Source organism: Dyadobacter sp. CY323 (assembly GCF_021390245.1).
Lineage (GTDB): Bacteria > Bacteroidota > Bacteroidia > Cytophagales > Spirosomataceae > Dyadobacter.
On sequence record NZ_JAJUXH010000001.1, the window covers coordinates 239042 to 257384 of the forward strand.

Sequence of the window (18343 nt, forward strand, 5' to 3'; positions counted from 1 at the left end):
AAAGTGATCTGGTAATTCTTTTTATCATTATCGTGCAGAGGGAAGTGCCGCCACCGGTGCATTGTCGGGCAATGTTCTTTCTTCCAGCCAGCGCATTCGGTAAGCATTCATAGCCGTGGTTCCGAGCGAGTTAAGTAGTCTGTAATTGACAATCACGCCGACCGCCGCGCCGATTCCCGGTATGAGCTGGGCCATTTTGGCTAGATCGATGTAGTCCCGGTATTCTTGCTGAAATGTTTTCCAGTCGAACTGGTGTATGTCGTCCGGAAGCAAACTGCTTTTCGCCTGCCAGTTGCTCATTTGTTCATACACTTTTTGCCGCTGTTTCTGGCTGGAAAATGCGAGTTGAAAAATGTGAAGAATAAACAGCCTTTCGCGGTAGTCGCCAATGGGACGCCCGTACAATGCAGCTATTTCAAAAAGCAACTTCATTTTAATGCCGATCAGAATGGGAAACTCAGCCAATGCGAGCAAAAAACCGCCCGCCCCTGTAATTCCACCCTCTGCGGCACCAGCCTTTTTGTAGAAATCAATTTTCTTTTTTACTGCACTTTCAATTCCTTCCAAAGAATCTGATTGGACCACATTCGGAGTCGTAAATTCGGCGCCGGTGAGAACGGCCCGGGTCATTTGTTTGATCGTTGCAGTAATCGCCTGATGTACTTTTTCCGGGATGATCCTGTTGATTTTATCCTGCACAGCCTTTGAAGCCTTATCTGCAAGATTCGGTTGCTTTTGCATTTTCTGCTGCCATTTCAACAAATCCTGCAATACTTTTTCTTCATAAGAGGATAGATGCATACGGGGAAATAGTAAGATCAGAAGGATTAAAATATCGTTGCTACGTAAGGTAGCAAAAATCATTCCAAACCTCAGACCGTGTATTTGCGGAAACGATGATACCTATATGTATGCTACCGTATGACAATTTTTTTGGTCAATTCGCGATCACCGTCTTTAATCCTAATGACGTGTAAACCAGCAGATCCGTCCGGCACGACCATCATTACCTGATTATCATTAACATTTTGAGAGATCAGGGACTGGCCTTTCGAATTGAGAAGCGAAACAGAGCCACGCATTTGTTTTTTGAACTTTACTGTCAGCGGCTGATTCCTTGTGGCCGGATTAGGGTAAACAGCATAAAGGTACTCGTCTTGCTCTACACCCAGAACCACCGGCGCCTCGATTTCCGCATAACCATAATCCGCCGATTCCGATGTTTTACTGACTGCCTTCAGTCGATACATCAATTTGGTGCCGGTAGCTGATTTGTCCAGGTATTCCAATGTCTGACCGGAAAGACGCGCAATTGCATTATATGAGTTTTCAGACGATAATTTTCTCTCGAGAAGAAATTCGGATGTCTCGGCAACAGCTGGCCAGGTGAGCTTGATACTTTTGTCGGCCTGTTCGGCAGCAGTAAGGGTAGGGGTTGCGAGACCTGCGGCGATGGGAACGTTGTAAAATGTAAATGCACGCATTCCCAGCTTGTTTTTTATAAATGGGCCGGTGAACGGGTAATAGGGCCCGCCTTCTGCTATATACATCGGGAGGTAATTGATTCTCGATGCGTTTTGTGGCGTACTCAATTCGAGCGTTACCCGGTTACCTTCGGCTTTTCCGGATGTGACTGCGCCTGCTGCATCGTCCAGGTAAATGAAGTCTTTCATCTGCAGCGTGACATTGGATGGAGTTGTATATGCGGCGGGATATTGGAGTTCCTGACCTTCATCAAAAACGAGTACCAGCTGCTTTTTCTCGGCAGTTTTGTAAAAGACTTTTTTAATTGATGGCGAGTAAATGTTGGAAGTATCTTTTAGTGTGTAAAAATCTTTGAGCATCATCCTAGAAAGCTCAAACCCACCCTGCTGATTTCCCTCGCGACTGTAATGCAAACCATCAAAACCGGTTGTTCCCACAGTAGCAATGGACTCCGCGTCTGGATAAATGTCGGGCAATCGCCGCTGATAATCTCTAATTACGGCGCCCACAGGTGAAGGGTAGTAAATGATGTCGATCTGAAAAATGTAGAATTTCTGGATGTTTGGAAAATCCATTTTCAGGTTTTGCTTCAGCTTGTCAAAATTGCCTTCCCATCCGCCGCCTTCATTGTAAGCCTCAGATTCGCCCTGACGAAAAATATATGCTTTGACCGCATTGGCCAGTCCCGCTTTTTGTACCCGATATAGCATTCGCCCATAACCATTGTTCAGATCTACCGGATTACCCTCCGTCCGTATTGAGTGACCATATGCGGAAGACCAGTGAAAACCGGCGTTGATCAGGCAGTTTGGGATTCCTGATTTTTCCATAAGCTGCTTCTGAATTTCGAAACCCATATTGCCGACATTATCATGATACGCATTCATATTTGATAGTGACCAGAGCGTATCGGCAGCATTGTAAGTTGCAGTGTTCAGATTGTCCGTTATTCTTCCAAAGGTCCGGCAAAACTGACTGGTGTCCCGTTCGGTAAAAAAGCCTGTCGAGTTGGATTGTCCGGAAAGTACATACACATCGCCGCTCACGACATGCTTCCGGTCGACTACCAACACGGAATCTCCATCTTTGCAGACAAAAACCTTAAAACTGTAATTTGCCAGCTCGGCTTTGATTTTGGTTTCAGCCGCGAATGTGGCTTTTCCATTGCTCTGGTATTTGAGATCGGCCTTTAAGTATTTCTGCAACGTGTTGTTGCGACTTACTAAAATAGACATGTATTTCCATCCTGCTGCTTCCACGATGCCTGAAACAGGGACCAGCGCCTCATTTGCAGCATCTCTGGGGTACAATTGATAATCTTGCGGGAGCTTTGAAAAGACAACGGAATAGAAACGCTGGGCCTGGCTGGCTGTTACAGAAATCAAAAAAAAGATGGCTGCCTGAAGAAGAGGTTTCACAGTCATGATAGGAAACGTTAATGTTCTTTTTAGGTTTAAAACGTAATTATCTGAGTGAAACCGGTTTTACGCCTTCAACGGTGATCTTAACCGGATTGATCATGCCATTTTTATCGAAAGTCATTACGTCCACACACGTTTCGCGGTGGTTGCCATCGGTCTCTGTCAACGGTCTCCGGTGGTATACGATATACCACTCATCTTTGCCGGGAATTTGAATGACCGAATGGTGACCTGCGCCCGTTGCTACTTTGGGATCTTGCTGAAGGATTTTGTCAACTCTTTTGAATGGACCGAACGGAGAGTCTGCGATGGCGTATGCAACCGAGTAGTCGGGGCCAGTCCAGCCGCCTTCTGACCACATAAAGTAATATTTGCCATTGCGAATAAACATGAATGGCCCTTCGACATAACCTTCCGGCGTGATTTCACGGAATGTTGTTCCGTCTTCGAAAGGTATGAAACCTGTGAAATCAGGTTTTAATTTTGCGACGTTGCAATGGCGCCAGCCGCCGTAAAATAAGTAATGCTGACCGTCTTTGTCTTTGAAAACAAACTGATCAATCGGCTGCGCTTTATTGTGGAATTTATCAATGAGTGGTTTTCCAAGAAGATCTTTGAAAGGGCCTTCGGGGCGATCGGCGACTGCAACTCCGATTCCACCGTATTCATTATCGCTTTGAATGTCGTTCGCTCCGAAAAAGAAGTAGTACTTGTTGTCTTTTTCGATAATGGAAGGTGCCCACATGGCTCGTTTTGCCCATTTAATCGCGGACGTGTCCAGGATGTTTTCGTGCTTTTGCCACGTTATGAGGTCTTTTGACGAGAATGCATCAAAATGGACCTGTTTATTATAGGGAGCTGAAAAAGTAGGGTATATCCAAAACGTTTTATTAAAAATAATCCCTTCAGGATCAGCATACCAGCCAGGAAAAACCGGATTCCCCGAGGTCGCTTTGTCCCTGGCGGGGCCATCTGAGGATTTTTTGGGAGACTGGGAAAATGATAACAGGCTTATGTGGGACAGTAAAACCAGAATGTAGTGTTTTTTCATTAGCTGGACAAAAATTAAGTAACCTTTGTAAAGTACTTAATTTTTGTCCAAAATTAATAGACCTCACCGGCTCCGCCTCCTCCAAAGTTACCTCCACCAAATTCAATTCCATTTTCCTGGGGTGTTTGGCCAAGACTTTGCGCAACCAGTATGGCTTCCAGATTGGCAAATTGCCTTTCTTCTTCCTTTTCGTCCGATAGGCCATGTTTTGGAACATGCAGGTACCGAATCGCGGCGGCAGCGACAACGATCAGCATCACGCCAACAAAAATCAGTTCTTGTGAAACAGTGAGTGGACTGAAATAATGGCGATAGGTGTAGATCGAAAAGGCCAGTGTTAACATGCCGATAATCAATAGGATACGATTGTGTTTTTTAAAGCCAAATGTGATGTACAAAATCGGTATCAGGGTTGTAAAAGTATAGAAAATGGATGAAAATGCGATTTGCGGGGAAACACGCAGGTTCAATGCATTCAGCGATGCGTTCCCCTCGCGTACCACGAAATAATTTCCTCCCAGGTAAAAAGTGACCAGCGACAATACTTCCAGTACTTTCTGGCAGTCCAGGTAATACACATCTTTGTTCCTTTTGACCCAGAAATAAACCAATGCGGCGAGGATCATCAAGGAGAATGGTAACAATGCTTTCCCGAGAGGAAATTTCATCATCAGGTTGGCCAGCAACGTGAACAGAAGGAAAAAAGATACCGCTGCGGCCAGCAGATCGGCATATCGCAGGGTTGCGGGTATCAGGACCAACAGGGAAATAATCAGGTAAACAGAGAGCGGTGCATCTTCAAATAATAAAAACAATGGTGCGACAGCGCAGGAAGCGGCCGCATAGAGCAACGCATTGTCAACACCGGAATGAAAGAGATTTCGATTTTTGATCACGTATTCCAGAAAAAAGAAAAACGATGCGCTGCAAATGATACTGAGAACAGAAAACGATTGCCCGGAGCCTCCTTCAAGGAAAAAAATGGAGGCAAACCCCACGAAAAATGAACATGCAATTGTGCCGAAAAAGAATAAACCGATTTTTACAAATATGCCCGGCCTGTAAAATTGTTCAGGAAAACTGATTTTCAATTCGTCCATTTGAGCCGTACTCAACAGCCCTTTTTCTAACCATTTGGATGCTTTGCGGAGAATGTAGAGGTTCTCTACCCAGGTTTCGTTATATGCTTTTTTCATTTTTGATACCGAGGAATTTTTTGAATTTTAAAAGGAAAATAATGACGCCTACGCTCGAAGCCATGAAGTAAACAGAACTCAAAAGAAATGCGGCTTCATCGCCCAACAGCGTAAACAGGCTGTATGTAATGATGATATATCCGTAAATGACTCCCATTAAAAGAAAAATGAGGGACTGCTGATGACGGGCGCGCAAAACGAAAAAGCAGGTGAGTCCCAGGCCAATAACGAAGTAAACGATTTTGAGATCCTGACTGAATAATCCGATCAAAGAAGCAATGCAAGAGAGATTGCCACCTAAAAACATATAGGTAAATGCAAAGTGCTTTTTTACTTTTTTTACCTCCGATACCCAGCCAAACCCAACCAGCATTGATCCGAGAATTACAGCAGTAACCAAAAGCCGCCCCTCCGTAAAGTCATTTTCGAAGATAGACATTGGGGCTATGGTCAGGCCGAGCCAGGAAGCCAGGCCTGTAATGGCCATAGATAATGCGCCTTTGTGGTCGAACCGGTAGGCACAAAAAAAGAACACAATGGTTGGAATGATGATCGCCAGACCGTAACGTGTTCCGAAAACATTGTACTGGAACTGAAGATAGCCTTCTAATGCTAAAAACGTTGTGCAGCCCAGCAGCAAGACAAAGTCGGCAAGCTTAACCGGACTTTTTACCTCGTCATGACTATAAGGCAGGCTGTGTTTAGATACGTAAAAAAAGCACGCAACGGTAAGTGTCGCAATGATAGCGATAATGGCTTGGTGTCCAATGGTATCTATATTTTCATAAATGATAATACCTGTACCTGCGCTAAACAGGAGAATGCCGATGTACAGGACGGATCGTAGTTCCCAGTGAATAGAAAACGGCTTTTTTAGCTCGTAGTCAGCTATTAACGTAGTTTGCCGGCCGGAAATAATTCCGTTTTCCACCAGCTTTTGGAGGATTGTTTGAATGGTCATCGGGAATTAAAATGAGAAGATTAAAGATAAGCCAATAACCCAGCGATCGCATAAACGAAACGTTCAAGTTATTTATCGGAACGCGTCAGGAATTAAACGGTAATACTAAAAGCGGAGAACAAAATCTTCCTTAACCTGCTCGCTTCTGAAGAATACCAGACCGACCCAAAAAAGATCAACGGTAAGGGTCACTTTCGGGTGGGATTTGATCTGCTCCCAGGCTTCTGTCATTTCCTTTGACCAGTATATGTCGTCGAATATGAAAACAGATTCATTTTTGATGTAGGGAAGGCAATTTTCGAAGTAGCGGACGGTAGGCTCCAACCGGTGATTTGCATCGAAGTATGCAAAGTCAATGGTCTTATTCAGGCTTTTCAGGCGTTCAGGAAGTGTCTGATCAATATTTCCAAGTACGATCTCGATGTTATTTGCATTTAGTTTTGCAAAATGCTGGCCGGCTTTTTGCGCAGTTTCAGGACAACCTTCAAAAGTGATCAGTTGAGCATCTCTTTTCGCCCGTGACATATATAATGTCGTCAATCCCAGAGAAGTACCTAGTTCTACGATGGTGTCGGGTTGAAATCTTTTTATCAGCCTGGAAAATAACCTGCCAAATTTTGCCGGTTTTTCAGCATTCCGGGCAATGGTGCTGATTTTTCGAAGGTTGGATTTATTCACCCGCGATCCTGCACCTAAGTCAAGAATTTCAATTTTTTCATTTGAAGCCAGAAGTTCTTTGCGAAGCCTGATGATTTCCCGGTAATCCGGATTTTCATCCTCTTTGGCCGCAATAACATTGGTATAGAGTTCAAAAAGGAAAGGCGAATGAATGGAATGTTCGTTTCCCGAACGAAGCAGATACTTCAAATAAGCTGAAACCAATGCAATTTTAATTTAACCGGTAAGGAGCTACCAGTGAGAACGCAGGAATAATCACTCTGAACTGGCGGCCGTCGAGCACGCGTTCCATGAGATAGGTGCCCGCCATTTTTCCGAGATCGGTCCTGAGGTTGCAACCCGAGACATAATCATGCAAATCGCCTGGCTCGAGAATAGGCTGAAGACCTACAATACCAGCGCCTTCGACTTCTCTAACCGTTCCGTTCGCATCGTAAATGTGCCAGTGTCTTCTTAAAAGTTTGACGGTATGCTCACTGTGATTTTCGATCAGAATCTTATATGTAAATACATAGTGATCCTGGCTGGGATTGGAGTAATCCGGCTGGTATTCCGTTAAAACGGTGACTTTAACACCATCAGTTACTTTGGAAACCATAAAATTGAGGGTTATTTGACATTTCCTTCTTCACGATCTTCTTCTAATACCTCGCGCTACATCAATTTAAACGAAAATAGTAACCAATCATTGATAAATGCAAATCAAAATCACATAATTTGGTTTCTCAAACTAAAAACCCATAACATGGATGTCAGAATTGAAGAATCCTGGAAAGCCCAGCTGGCGCCGGAATTTGAAAAAGAATATTTCGCGTCACTTGTAGCATTCATAAAAGAGGAATATAAAACCAGGCAAATCTTCCCGCCGAGCAAGCAAATATTTAATGCATTCGAGTATTGCCATTTTCCGGATTGTAAGGTGGTTATCATCGGGCAGGATCCCTATCATGGCTTGGGCCAGGCTCACGGTCTGTGTTTTTCAGTGAATGACGGTGTACGGATCCCGCCGTCACTCGTCAATATTTTTAAAGAAGTAAAGGATGATCTTGGAACGCCGATACCTGCTTCGGGGAATCTGGAACGGTGGGCGAAACAAGGTGTATTGTTGTTGAATGCAACGCTGACGGTGCAGGCCGGCACCCCCGGATCTCACCAGAACAAAGGCTGGGAACGGTTTACGGATGCTGCGATCAAACGTCTGTCCGATGAGAAGGAAAATGTGGTTTTCATGCTATGGGGGAAATATGCGCAGGATAAGGGTTCAATTATCGATCATAAAAAGCATTTGATCCTGAAAGCCAAACATCCGTCTCCGATGGCTGCGAATTACGGAGGCTGGTTTGGCATGCATCATTTCAGCCAGGCAAATGCGTATCTGACAGAAAGAGGATTGGAGCCCATCAATTGGTGAGGCAAAAAAAAGAGTCGGGATGCCCGACTCTTTTTAAAATTTTCACTCCTATTACTATTGTTTTACTTTTCGATGTTGGAATTCATTTCCAGCACTTTGTCCCAATTCGCCTCATTGTCTTTAACAAATTCTTTGCGATCGGCATTTAATGCATATTGCTCAGCACCTTCATTTGTGCGGAACGTGAGGTAATGAATTACATCGAACTCATTCGATCCATTTTCGGACTTCTGCACATGCCCTGCTGAATAAGCAGTAAGGTCTTTCACGGCCTTCTTCATGTTTGCAAAGTCACGCATATGCTTTTCCATTTCTTCCGGCGTCGTACCCGCCTTAAACTTTATACATACGATTCGTTGGCTTTCAGCTGGTTTGTGCGGTACATATGCCCCATAAATTATCAGCATAAAAACGCATAACGCAAAAACAGGTACGAGGTATCCTAATGTTTTATTTCTAGTTCTCATTATTACAATTCGAAAAATACGCTTCTTTAATTTAACTCCAACAAAGATAAAACTTATATATCAAATTGCATTATTTAAATATTAAATATAAATTATATTGCAAAATAGAGGACTGGTAGAAGATTTCTATTGAACTGAGCTTAAAATCAAAATAAAATTTTGTGAAGTTTATTTTGACAAATTTTATTGAACAGCTATAAACAGATGCATTCCCGGCGGTTTTGTTGATGGATTTTGACAGTCGCAAATTTTTATCAGTTATAAATCGGCCAAACACGTTACTTTTTTTACAAAGTGCGTCTAAACAGGTGTAAATGCCTATCATTCACCTGACCAAATATTTTATGGTGCCCTGCTGCGTACCTGCTGAAAAAAATTTTAAGAAAAATCGATTTTTTTTCATCCTAAGCCTGAATTTGGGCTTCCTTATGCTCCTTTCAATCCAGTTTTCGTTCCAAAACGCTTACTGGGGTTTTTGGGCACACAAAAGAATTAATCGTTTGGCTGTCATGCGGCTACCGGTTGAGATGCAGTTTTTCTATCGGCAGAACATTGACTATTTGACCGAGAATGCAACCAATCCCGACAAGAGGCGCTATTCTGTGGTTGGAGAAGCGGAACGGCATTTCATTGATCTGGATATGTATGGCGATAGCGCACTTCATATTTTACCCAGATACTGGCCGGATGCTGTGAAGAAACTGGGCGAGGATAGCCTGAGAAAGCACGGTATTGTTCCCTGGCACGTGCAAACTGCGGCCTTCCAACTCACGAATGCATTCAAGGAAAAGGATGCCGCGCGAATTCTTCGGATTTCAGCGGATCTGGGACATTACATCGCAGATGCACATGTGCCGTTGCATACAACCAGAAATTATAACGGTCAACTCACAAATCAGGAAGGAATTCATGGATTTTGGGAATCACGTTTACCGGAGTTGTTTGCCGACAAATATGATCTTTGGATAGGCGCTGCTGAATATAAGGATCCTATAGCAGAGCAAATCTGGAATACCGTTGCCGCGTCACATCTGGCGTCGGACTCCGTGTTATTGTTTGAGAAGGAGCTCAGTAAGGATTTTAAACCTGATAAGAAGTATAGTTACGAACTGAGGAATAACGTATTAACCCGAACTTATTCACGCGAGTTTTCCGAGAAGTATCATCAGCTTCTCCATAACCAGGTGGAACACAGGATGAGGCTCTCGATCAAAATGGTAGGTGATATCTGGTATACTTGCTGGGTGAATGCCGGGCAGCCCGATTTGAAAGAGTTATCCGGTTTTACTTTCAATGGAGCGGATAAAAAAATAGATGGCGCCGAAGAAGCAGGCTGGTTTAAAAGGTTATTTATGGTTAGGCCCGAAGCGGAGGATTAATGCAAGTCATTGATGACCGGCTAATAAAATCCTGGCAGTAACCAGGAGTTGACCGACATGCCGTTGAGCGTGTTCTGCCGAGTGAAATAACAGGCCCAGTTGCGTTGAGGGGATCATGGCACGGCCAACATATCTGATCTCAGTCAGAGAGTTTTCATCTGTTTGTCCTAGTTGCTTTAATGCTAGCTGGATCCTTTCTTTTAATGTATGGAACAGGTCATTGTAACTGCAACCACTATAAGGTTCATTTCCTTCGGCTTTGAGAAATGCAAGTTGCGTCTCACTTAAAGATTCGCTGCGGGCATAGGTGAATAATCGGTCGAGTACGCCGGCCAAATGCTGCAGATGAAAGCCAACGGAAGCAATTCCGGCAGGTTTTTCCCAAAGAAGCTTTGTAGGGAATTTGGACTCAAAAACACCAAGTTCTTCCTGTGCCTGCAACAGTGCATGGGCTACTGGCTGCAAGAGCGGAGGTATTCCCGGTAATGGACCACGAAGCCATACTTCCGGTTTTTCGATTTTTTGCATTACGAAATGTAACAAAAAAAGGGACCTTTTTACAAGTCCCTTTTACGTTTTTAATGCAACTTAATTATTTGGCAATGTCAATCTGGACAGGTTTTCCTTTAATTGTATTTCCATCCATTGCGCGTAAAACCGCTCTCGCGTCACGTTCTGGAACATCTACAAAAGTGAACTTGTCATAAATGTCGATAGCTCCAATTGTTTTTCCGGGAATGTTAGCTTCACCAGCAATTGCGCCGACAATGTCTTTTGGCATAATGTGGTCCTTCCGTCCAAGACTCAGGAACAAACGTGTCATACCTGCTTCAACTGCCGATGGTTTGCGCGAATCGCCATCGCGACCTCCACCTTCGGAGCGACGAGAATCAGATCTTCCCGCTGGTGCATAACGATCAGCCCCGCGACGGTCACCTCCGCGATCACCACCTCTTTCAAACCGGCTACCGCCAGATGAACGGCGTTCAAATCGGTCGCCACCTTCGCGGCGTCCACCGTCTCTGTCACCGCGTCTTTCTTCCCATGCAAGGTTACCATCCGAGTATTCATTTTTCTGAACACCCATAATTTGTTTGGCCATTGCGCCAACAACCTGCTCGGTAGTAAAGCCACTGTGATGCAGCATTTCGAGAACATCGTTGTAAAAATCCTGATCTTCCTCTTCTTTAATGGAAGACGAAATGCTTTCCACGAACCGTGCTTTACGCACACCGATAATATCTTCAAAAGAAGGTATTACACCTTTTTCGATTTTTACTTTGGTATATCCTTCAATAGATTTCAAACGATATTTCTCATCACGAGCTACCAAAGAAAATGCTTTTCCGGACATTCCCGCGCGGCCTGTACGACCAATACGGTGAACGTAATATTCTTCGTCGAGAGGGATATCGTAGTTAATAACACCATCCAATCCGCTCACGTCGATACCACGCGCTGCTACGTCTGTTGCAACGAGAATCGTAGTTACGCCAGCCTTAAACTTGCTCATTACGTTACTTCTCTGTTGCTGACGTAAATCGCCATGAATACCTTCAGAAGCATATCCTCTTAGTTGAAGATCTTCCACGATCTCGTCAACCTTGCGTTTTGTGTTACAAAAAACAAGAAGGGATTTCAGGTGGTGCATATCGATCAGACGGGTCATTACTTCCACCTTAGCCTGGGGCTTTACCTCGAAATAAACCTGTTCGATATTTACGTTAGTCAATTCATTGCGAACGACTTTGATCAAAATTGGGTCAGTCTGAAAACGTTTTGTGATCGACATGATGGGTTTTGACATCGTTGCAGAGAACAGGATCGTCTGACGATCTTCCGGCATGTCAGCCAGAATGCTTTCGATGTCTTCACGGAATCCCATATCGAGCATTTCATCCGCTTCATCAAGAACCATCATTCTTACCTGGTCAAAACGGAGCGTTTTGCGTTCCATGTGGTCCATCACACGACCGGGAGTTCCCACGACAATATGAACGCCTTTTTTCAATGAGCGGATCTGACGGTCGATCGAGTCACCTCCATAGATCGCTTCGATGCGCACACCTCTCAGGTATTTAGCCAAACGGCCAATTTCTTCGGAAACCTGTACAGCCAATTCACGGGTTGGGCAAAGGATTACAGCTTGTACAGCATTATTTGTTGGATCAATTCTTTCCAGTACCGGAATACCAAAAGCAGCGGTTTTACCGGTTCCTGTTTGAGCCTGGCCAATTACGTCGGATCCCTGCATTACGGCTGGGATTCCTTGCGCCTGAATCGGTGAGGGTTTTTCGAAACCCATTTCGGTTACGGCTTTAAGGATATTTTCGGAGAGACCAAGCTCTGAAAATGATTCAATTGTTTCAGTTGTCATTATATGTATTTTAGTATTAATTCTTTTTGAAAATTCTTATTGAGTATTTCTGAACGGAGCTCCGGCTGGGCAGGACATATACGAATATAGCTCAGCCAAATGCTGATTGTCCTGACAAAACTGGAACATGCAACTTCGTGCAAGGCGGAATACAAGATTTAAAAACAAGGGATTTCGCAAAGCCCACCACAAACCATCCGTGGGGCTCTGCATGCGGAAACGGAAAATCCAACCGGGACGAATATGAAATGGTTGGTAGCGACTAAGGTGCTGAACCGTGAATGAAGCAGAGAAGCGAACGGATGTTCGTTCAAATTTTATGCAAAAGTAAGAGGATTATCCGAATAATCAATCTAATCGAAAAAGTAATTGCAATATTTTTAGAAAGTAAAACCCCGACAGGATATTTCCTGCCAGGGTTTATTCAGCTAGGTTTGTTGAATCAGAATAATTCTTTAACGTCGGTATAAGTCAGATTCCAGGCATCGGAGACACCTTTGAAAACGACCTTCCCGTTGACGACATTCAGGCCTTTGCGAAGTTCTTCACTGTTTTCGCACGCTTTTTTCCAACCCAGATTGGCGAGTTGAAGTGCATAAGGCAATGTCGCATTCGTTAATGCAAGCGTAGATGTGTAAGGTACTGCACCCGGCATGTTGGCAACGCAATAATGCACCACGCCATCTACTTCATAAATTGGATTTTCGTGTGTTGTTGCTTTTGAGGTTTCAAAGCAGCCGCCCTGGTCGATCGCCACATCCACCATGACTGTCCCCGGTTTCATTAATTTCAACATGTCGCGGGTAATGAGTGACGGAGCTTTCGCACCCGGAATCAACACGCCGCCGATGATCAGGTTCGCACCTTTTATCAGTTCACGGATATTATATTCATTTGACATAACCGTATCGACATTAGCTGGCATAATGTCTTCCAGGTAACGCAGGCGTGCGAGGCTGATATCCACGATTGTTACATTCGCACCCAGACCGGAAGCCATTTTTGCAGACTGGGTTCCAACGATCCCACCACCCAAAATCAGGACATTCGCAGGCTTTACACCGGCAACTCCACCGAGTAGGATCCCGAACCCGCCCATCGGTTTTTCAAGGTATTTTGCACCCTCCTGGATGGCCATCCTTCCGGCCACTTCACTCATGGGTACCAGTAATGGGAGGCTTCTATCGGTTTTTTCAACTGTTTCGTACGCAAGGCAAACTGCTTTGCGCTCGATCATGGCGTGGGTCAAAGGCTCCGAAGAAGCGAAATGGAAATATGTAAACAACAACTGATCTTCCTTGATCAATGGATATTCGCTTTCGATCGGCTCTTTTACCTTAATAATCATTTCCGCAATGCCGTAAACTTCTTCGATTGTTGGAAGTATAGTAGCGCCTGCTTCCGAGTATAATTCATCTGAAAAACCACTGCCTTTTCCAGCCTCGGTCTGTATGTAAACAGTATGGCCATGTTTACGGAATTCGGTGACACCGGCTGGGGTTAGCGCGACGCGGTTTTCATTATTTTTGATTTCTTTGGGAACACCAATGATCATGGTAGCAGGTGGTGATATTGTTAGCAGCTTTTAATTTCTCAAAATTAGTCTGTTGCGGAAAAAGATTCTATTTGCGAACTTTAAGACAGAAAAGAAAACTATTTTTGGGTCTGTTCGAAAGAAAAAAAACTGTTTCTTATCGGAAAAATGGATCGTTGACAAGAAAAAAAACTGTATGCAGCCTGACCTCACTGATCGCAAAATTCTCGAACTCTTACAAGGCAATGCGCAAATGACGATTAAAGAGATCGCCAGTCGTATCAATTTATCGGTCACGCCCGTGCATGAGCGGATCAGAAAGCTTGAAAAAGAAGGGTTTATAGATAAATACGTTTGCCTGCTGAACCGCAGAAAACTGGGAAAAACACTGCTTGTTTATTGCAATGTCACACTGGATAAACAACGTAAGGAAAGTTTCGAGGACTTCAATCAGGCGATCGTTAACATGACTGAGGTGTTGGAATGTTCGGTAGTTTCGGGCAATTTCGACTATATGCTCAAAATATTGGTGGAGGACGGAGAAGCGTATAATCAATTTTATCAGCACAAACTTTCGGCACTGAAAAGTGTGTTACACATCAGCAGTTACTTTGTAATTTCCGAGATCAAGCATACTACCGGCATTGCAGTTATTTGATTTCCACACGAGCGGATTACTTGCTTAAAATTAAACGCCGACAGCTGACCGATGAACGCTGACGGCTTACAGCCATAAAACAATGAATAAAAATTATAAAGATGGTCTCAACCTGATGTCCAAAGTGACACCAAAGAGAGCGTGGAATGCGATCCAAATATTAAGCAGCTATTTTTATTCAAAAGCAACCGGTAATCCAGTCCACTGGGGTATGCCCATTGCCATTTCTTTTGAACCTACCACTTCATGTAATTTGCGCTGCCCCGAATGTCCGAGCGGGTTGAGATCATTCACGCGGCCAACGGGCATGATGGAAGAAAAGTTATACAAGAAAACGATTGATGAACTTGCAGATACACTGCTCTATCTGATCTTTTACTTCCAGGGCGAACCTTATTTGCATCCCAAGTTTTTTGAACTCGTCCAGTATGCTCATGACAAAGGTATTTACACGGCAACCTCAACCAATGCTCATTATCTCACGGATGAAAAGGCGAGAAAAACGGTTGAATCGGGGTTGGACAGGTTGATTATCTCCATTGACGGCACAACGCAGGATGTTTATCAGCAATACAGGGTAGGAGGGAACCTGGAAAAAGTCTTGGAGGGTACCCGTAACATCATCAAGTGGAAAAAAGAACTTAAATCCGCGACGCCACACGTCATCTTTCAGTTTTTGGTGGTAAAGCCAAATGAACATCAGATCGAGGAAGTTAAGAAACTCGCAGAGGAAATGGGAGTGGATGAAGTTGGGTTAAAAACGGCTCAGATCTATGACTATGAAGAAGGTTCGGATCTTATTCCGACGATTGAAAAATACGCGAGGTATGAGAAAAAGGAGGACGGCAAATATTCCATTAAAAACAAGTTTGTGGATCACTGCTGGAAAATGTGGCATTCGTGTGTGATTACCTGGGACGGCGCCGTAGTGCCGTGTTGCTTCGACAAAGATGCCGAATACCAGTTGGGAGATATGAAAAGACAGACCTTCCGTCAACTTTGGAGGGGAAAAAAATACCAGGATTTCCGCGCCTCACTCATCCGGTCACGTTCCGAAATTGAAATGTGCAAAAACTGCACGGAAGGTACCCAGGTCTGGGCGTGAAACACTACCCGATTTTTAGTGTAAATGAATTTTAATTAAATAATAATTTGATCTAACTGACTATTAGAGAGTATCTTATTTTTATAATTCAAATCTGCGTGGAACATTTTTTGGTGAATTGACTTGAATAGCAGAAATTTGACATTGGTAACTCAAATCAATACATGGGCAAAGTAATTGCGATTGCAAACCAAAAAGGAGGGGTAGGAAAAACGACCACAGCTATTAATCTGGCCGCCAGTTTGGCCGCTCTTGAATTTCGTACTTTAATTATTGATGCCGATCCTCAGGCTAACTCCACGTCAGGGCTGGGGTTCAATCCTCAGGAGATGGAAAACAGCATTTACGAGTGCATGGTGGAGCAGGCGAAAACCTCTGACATCATCCTCGAAACGGATTTTCCTAACCTGCATTTATTGCCCTCACATATAGATCTGGTCGGTGCGGAAATTGAGATGATTAATCTCAAAAACCGGGAAAACCGTATGAAGGACGCCATTGCAGAAGTACGTGACGATTACGATTTCATTATCATCGACTGCTCACCTTCATTAGGCCTGATCACCATAAATAGCCTTACTGCTGCAGATTCCGTTATCATTCCGGTTCAATGCGAATATTTTGCATTGGAGGGTCTTGGCAAGTTGTTAAATACGATCACGATCATCCAGTCGCGCCTCAATACCGCTTTAATTATCGAGGGCATTCTATTGACCATGTATGACTTGCGTCTGAGATTGTCCAATCAGGTCGTGAATGAAGTTACCAACCACTTTGAATCACTGGTTTTCAATACCATCATTCCCCGGAATGTTCGGATCAGCGAGGCGCCAAGTTTTGGGATACCTGTAATGGCGCAGGATTCGGACAGTAAAGGTGCGATCAGCTATTTAAATCTGGCAAGAGAAATTCTGACAAAAAATGGTTTGCTCTCCTCAGATAAACTGATGGGCTAAACGGATAAATAGCTGAAAGCAAGTAGAAGAAATGGAGAACAGCAAGACTAAAAAAATGACCGGGCTGGGAAGAGGATTGGGCGCTCTTTTGCAGGACTCTGAAAAAGTAAATACCACCCGGACGAATGCGCGTGTACACGCAGCAGAAACGGTGGGATCGATGAACCAGATCGATGTGAGCCAGATCGAGGCGAACCCCTACCAACCCAGAACACGGTTTGACCAGGAAGCTCTGCAGGAACTGGCAGACTCGATCCGCGTTCAGGGCATCATTCAACCGATTACGGTACGACAAATCTCCGAAGATACCTATCAATTGATTTCCGGTGAACGCAGACTTCAGGCTTCCCGCTCCATTGGATTAACTTCAATTCCTGCGTATGTCCGGACGGCGAATGACCAGCAAATGCTGGAAATGGCGCTCATTGAGAATATTCAACGGGAAAACCTCAACTCCATAGAAATTGCGCTCAGCTATCAGCGGCTGATTCTTGAATGCAATCTGAAGCAGGAAGAACTCGGGATCAGGGTTGGTAAGAACAGAACAACGGTAAACAACTACATCCGTTTGCTCAAACTGCCGCCGGTGATCCAGGCAGCACTTCGGGATAATCAGATCAGCATGGGGCACGCCCGGGCTATTATTACCATTAACAGCGATCAGAGCCAATTGAAGATTTTTAACAAAATCATTGAAGAAGGATGGTCTGTGAGAAAGGTGGAGGATGAGGTTCGAAAGCTGGGTATGATGAGCAACGATACCTTCGCGACTAAAAAGCAGCCGACAATTAATCAGGAAATAAAGTCGTTACAGTTTCAATTATCCTCTTTTTTCGGAGCCAAGGTTTCGGTAAAAAGCAGCGAGGACCATAAGGGTGAAATTAAGATCCCTTTTACCTCTCAGGACGAATTGAAGAAGATTTTAGATACACTGAAATTCAAATAAAGACTTGAAAAACTGGTTTGGGCTGATCACTGTGTTGCTGTTTTCTTACCAAGTAGCCGCGCAGGAAGCCACGAGAAAGGATACGCTGAGAGTTGAAAAATCACCGATTATATTAACGGATAGTACGGTTGCATTCGGAGAGGATTCGTTAAAAAAAGTTAAATCTAATGGCGAAGGCAAGTTTATGCCGGTACCCAAAAGAGCAACAAGGCTAGCATTAATCCCGGGGGGCGGACAGATCTACAACCGTGATTACTGGAAGCTGCCAATTGTCTACATCGCATTCGGCGGAGGTTTGTATACATACTATCTGAACTCGCTGAAATACCATGACTATCTGAATGCCTATAAGTCATTCTATGATCTGGATAAAGACAGTAAAAATTATGGAAAGGAAAGGCCGGAAATGGTCGATTCAACGGTGTTGGTGAGAGTCAGAAATTTGCTGAATACGAATAGTGAATATTTGCCTGCAAGAAGAGACCAGGCTGCAAGGGGTAAAAATTACTGGCGACGAAACCGGGGTTTTTCACTGATCGTAACTGGTTTGATTTATACATTATCGATCATCGAGGCAAATGTCGCGGCTCATTTAAAAACGTTTGATCTTTCGGATGATCTGACATTGCGGATTGAGCCAAAATTGCAACAGCCAGCAATGAGAACTCCTGCGCCGGGCGTAAGGCTGGTTTTTAATTTGAAATGAGTTATAGTTAGT

General features: G+C 44.1%; 18 protein-coding genes. 7 read left to right on the forward strand and 11 right to left on the reverse strand.

Going from position 1 to position 18343, the window contains the following annotated elements; translation table 11 throughout:
• Positions 1–27: 27 nt before the first annotated feature.
• The 7 genes from LZG72_RS01060 to apaG form a co-directional block, all read right to left on the reverse strand.
• On the reverse strand, positions 28–801 hold the full coding sequence (locus LZG72_RS01060; protein WP_233866464.1) for an EcsC family protein: 774 nt from the start codon (positions 799–801) through the stop codon (positions 28–30).
• A 113-nt stretch (positions 802–914) separates the two neighbouring features.
• Positions 915–2909 carry a sialate O-acetylesterase gene (locus LZG72_RS01065; RefSeq protein WP_233866466.1) on the reverse strand — a complete coding sequence of 665 codons (1995 nt, stop codon included), beginning with the start codon at positions 2907–2909 and terminating at the stop codon, positions 915–917.
• Positions 2910–2949: 40 nt separating this feature from the next.
• A complete protein-coding gene (locus tag LZG72_RS01070; protein WP_233866468.1) occupies positions 2950–3957 on the reverse strand; it encodes a glycoside hydrolase family 43 protein in 1008 nt (335 codons plus the stop codon).
• Positions 3958–4010: 53 nt separating this feature from the next.
• The gene (locus tag LZG72_RS01075) at positions 4011–5153 is read right to left on the reverse strand and encodes a hypothetical protein (RefSeq protein ID WP_233866470.1); all 1143 of its coding nucleotides are present in this window, start codon (positions 5151–5153) and stop codon (positions 4011–4013) included.
• On the reverse strand, positions 5137–6114 hold the full coding sequence (locus tag LZG72_RS01080) for a DUF2157 domain-containing protein (protein ID WP_233866472.1): 978 nt from the start codon (positions 6112–6114) through the stop codon (positions 5137–5139). Before LZG72_RS01080 ends, LZG72_RS01075 begins: the two co-directional genes overlap by 17 nt.
• Before the next feature lie 105 nt (positions 6115–6219).
• Positions 6220–6996: an O-methyltransferase gene (locus LZG72_RS01085; RefSeq protein ID WP_233866476.1), complete on the reverse strand. Its 777-nt coding sequence runs from the start codon at positions 6994–6996 to the stop codon at positions 6220–6222.
• A gap of 7 nt (positions 6997–7003) precedes the next feature.
• A complete protein-coding gene (gene apaG, locus LZG72_RS01090) occupies positions 7004–7390 on the reverse strand; it encodes a Co2+/Mg2+ efflux protein ApaG (RefSeq protein WP_233866479.1) in 387 nt (128 codons plus the stop codon).
• 147 nt (positions 7391–7537) lie between these two features.
• Between apaG and ung the strand changes: the two genes are divergently transcribed.
• The gene (gene ung / locus LZG72_RS01095) at positions 7538–8203 is read left to right on the forward strand and encodes a uracil-DNA glycosylase (protein WP_233866482.1); all 666 of its coding nucleotides are present in this window, start codon (positions 7538–7540) and stop codon (positions 8201–8203) included.
• A gap of 62 nt (positions 8204–8265) precedes the next feature.
• On the opposite strand, the gene LZG72_RS01100 is transcribed toward ung, so the two are convergent.
• A complete protein-coding gene (locus LZG72_RS01100; protein ID WP_233866484.1) occupies positions 8266–8670 on the reverse strand; it encodes a Dabb family protein in 405 nt (134 codons plus the stop codon).
• Between the two features lie 509 nt (positions 8671–9179).
• On the opposite strand from LZG72_RS01100, the gene LZG72_RS01105 reads away from it, so the two are divergent.
• Complete coding sequence (locus LZG72_RS01105; RefSeq protein ID WP_233866486.1) at positions 9180–10049, forward strand: zinc dependent phospholipase C family protein; 870 nt, start codon at positions 9180–9182, stop codon at positions 10047–10049.
• A gap of 6 nt (positions 10050–10055) precedes the next feature.
• Here LZG72_RS01105 and LZG72_RS01110 read toward each other — a convergent pair whose 3' ends face one another.
• The 3 genes from LZG72_RS01110 to ald form a co-directional block, all read right to left on the reverse strand.
• Positions 10056–10577: a DinB family protein gene (locus LZG72_RS01110; RefSeq protein ID WP_233866487.1), complete on the reverse strand. Its 522-nt coding sequence runs from the start codon at positions 10575–10577 to the stop codon at positions 10056–10058.
• 64 nt (positions 10578–10641) lie between these two features.
• A complete protein-coding gene (locus LZG72_RS01115) occupies positions 10642–12426 on the reverse strand; it encodes a DEAD/DEAH box helicase (RefSeq protein WP_233866491.1) in 1785 nt (594 codons plus the stop codon).
• Between the two features lie 442 nt (positions 12427–12868).
• Positions 12869–13981: an alanine dehydrogenase gene (gene ald / locus LZG72_RS01120; protein WP_233866493.1), complete on the reverse strand. Its 1113-nt coding sequence runs from the start codon at positions 13979–13981 to the stop codon at positions 12869–12871.
• A 175-nt stretch (positions 13982–14156) separates the two neighbouring features.
• Between ald and LZG72_RS01125 the strand changes: the two genes are divergently transcribed.
• The 5 genes from LZG72_RS01125 to LZG72_RS01145 all read left to right on the forward strand — a co-directional run bounded on the left by LZG72_RS01125 (position 14157) and on the right by LZG72_RS01145 (position 18331).
• Positions 14157–14618: an Lrp/AsnC family transcriptional regulator gene (locus LZG72_RS01125; RefSeq protein WP_233866496.1), complete on the forward strand. Its 462-nt coding sequence runs from the start codon at positions 14157–14159 to the stop codon at positions 14616–14618.
• Between the two features lie 82 nt (positions 14619–14700).
• Positions 14701–15723, forward strand: a complete 1023-nt coding sequence (locus LZG72_RS01130; RefSeq protein WP_233866499.1) for an SPASM domain-containing protein — start codon at positions 14701–14703, stop codon at positions 15721–15723.
• 164 nt (positions 15724–15887) lie between these two features.
• The gene (locus LZG72_RS01135; RefSeq protein WP_233866502.1) at positions 15888–16679 is read left to right on the forward strand and encodes a ParA family protein; all 792 of its coding nucleotides are present in this window, start codon (positions 15888–15890) and stop codon (positions 16677–16679) included.
• 31 nt (positions 16680–16710) lie between these two features.
• Positions 16711–17625, forward strand: coding sequence for a ParB/RepB/Spo0J family partition protein (locus LZG72_RS01140; protein ID WP_233866504.1), 915 nt, complete (start codon positions 16711–16713; stop codon positions 17623–17625).
• 4 nt (positions 17626–17629) lie between these two features.
• Positions 17630–18331 carry a DUF5683 domain-containing protein gene (locus tag LZG72_RS01145; RefSeq protein WP_233866507.1) on the forward strand — a complete coding sequence of 234 codons (702 nt, stop codon included), beginning with the start codon at positions 17630–17632 and terminating at the stop codon, positions 18329–18331.
• Positions 18332–18343: the final 12 nt, after the last annotated feature.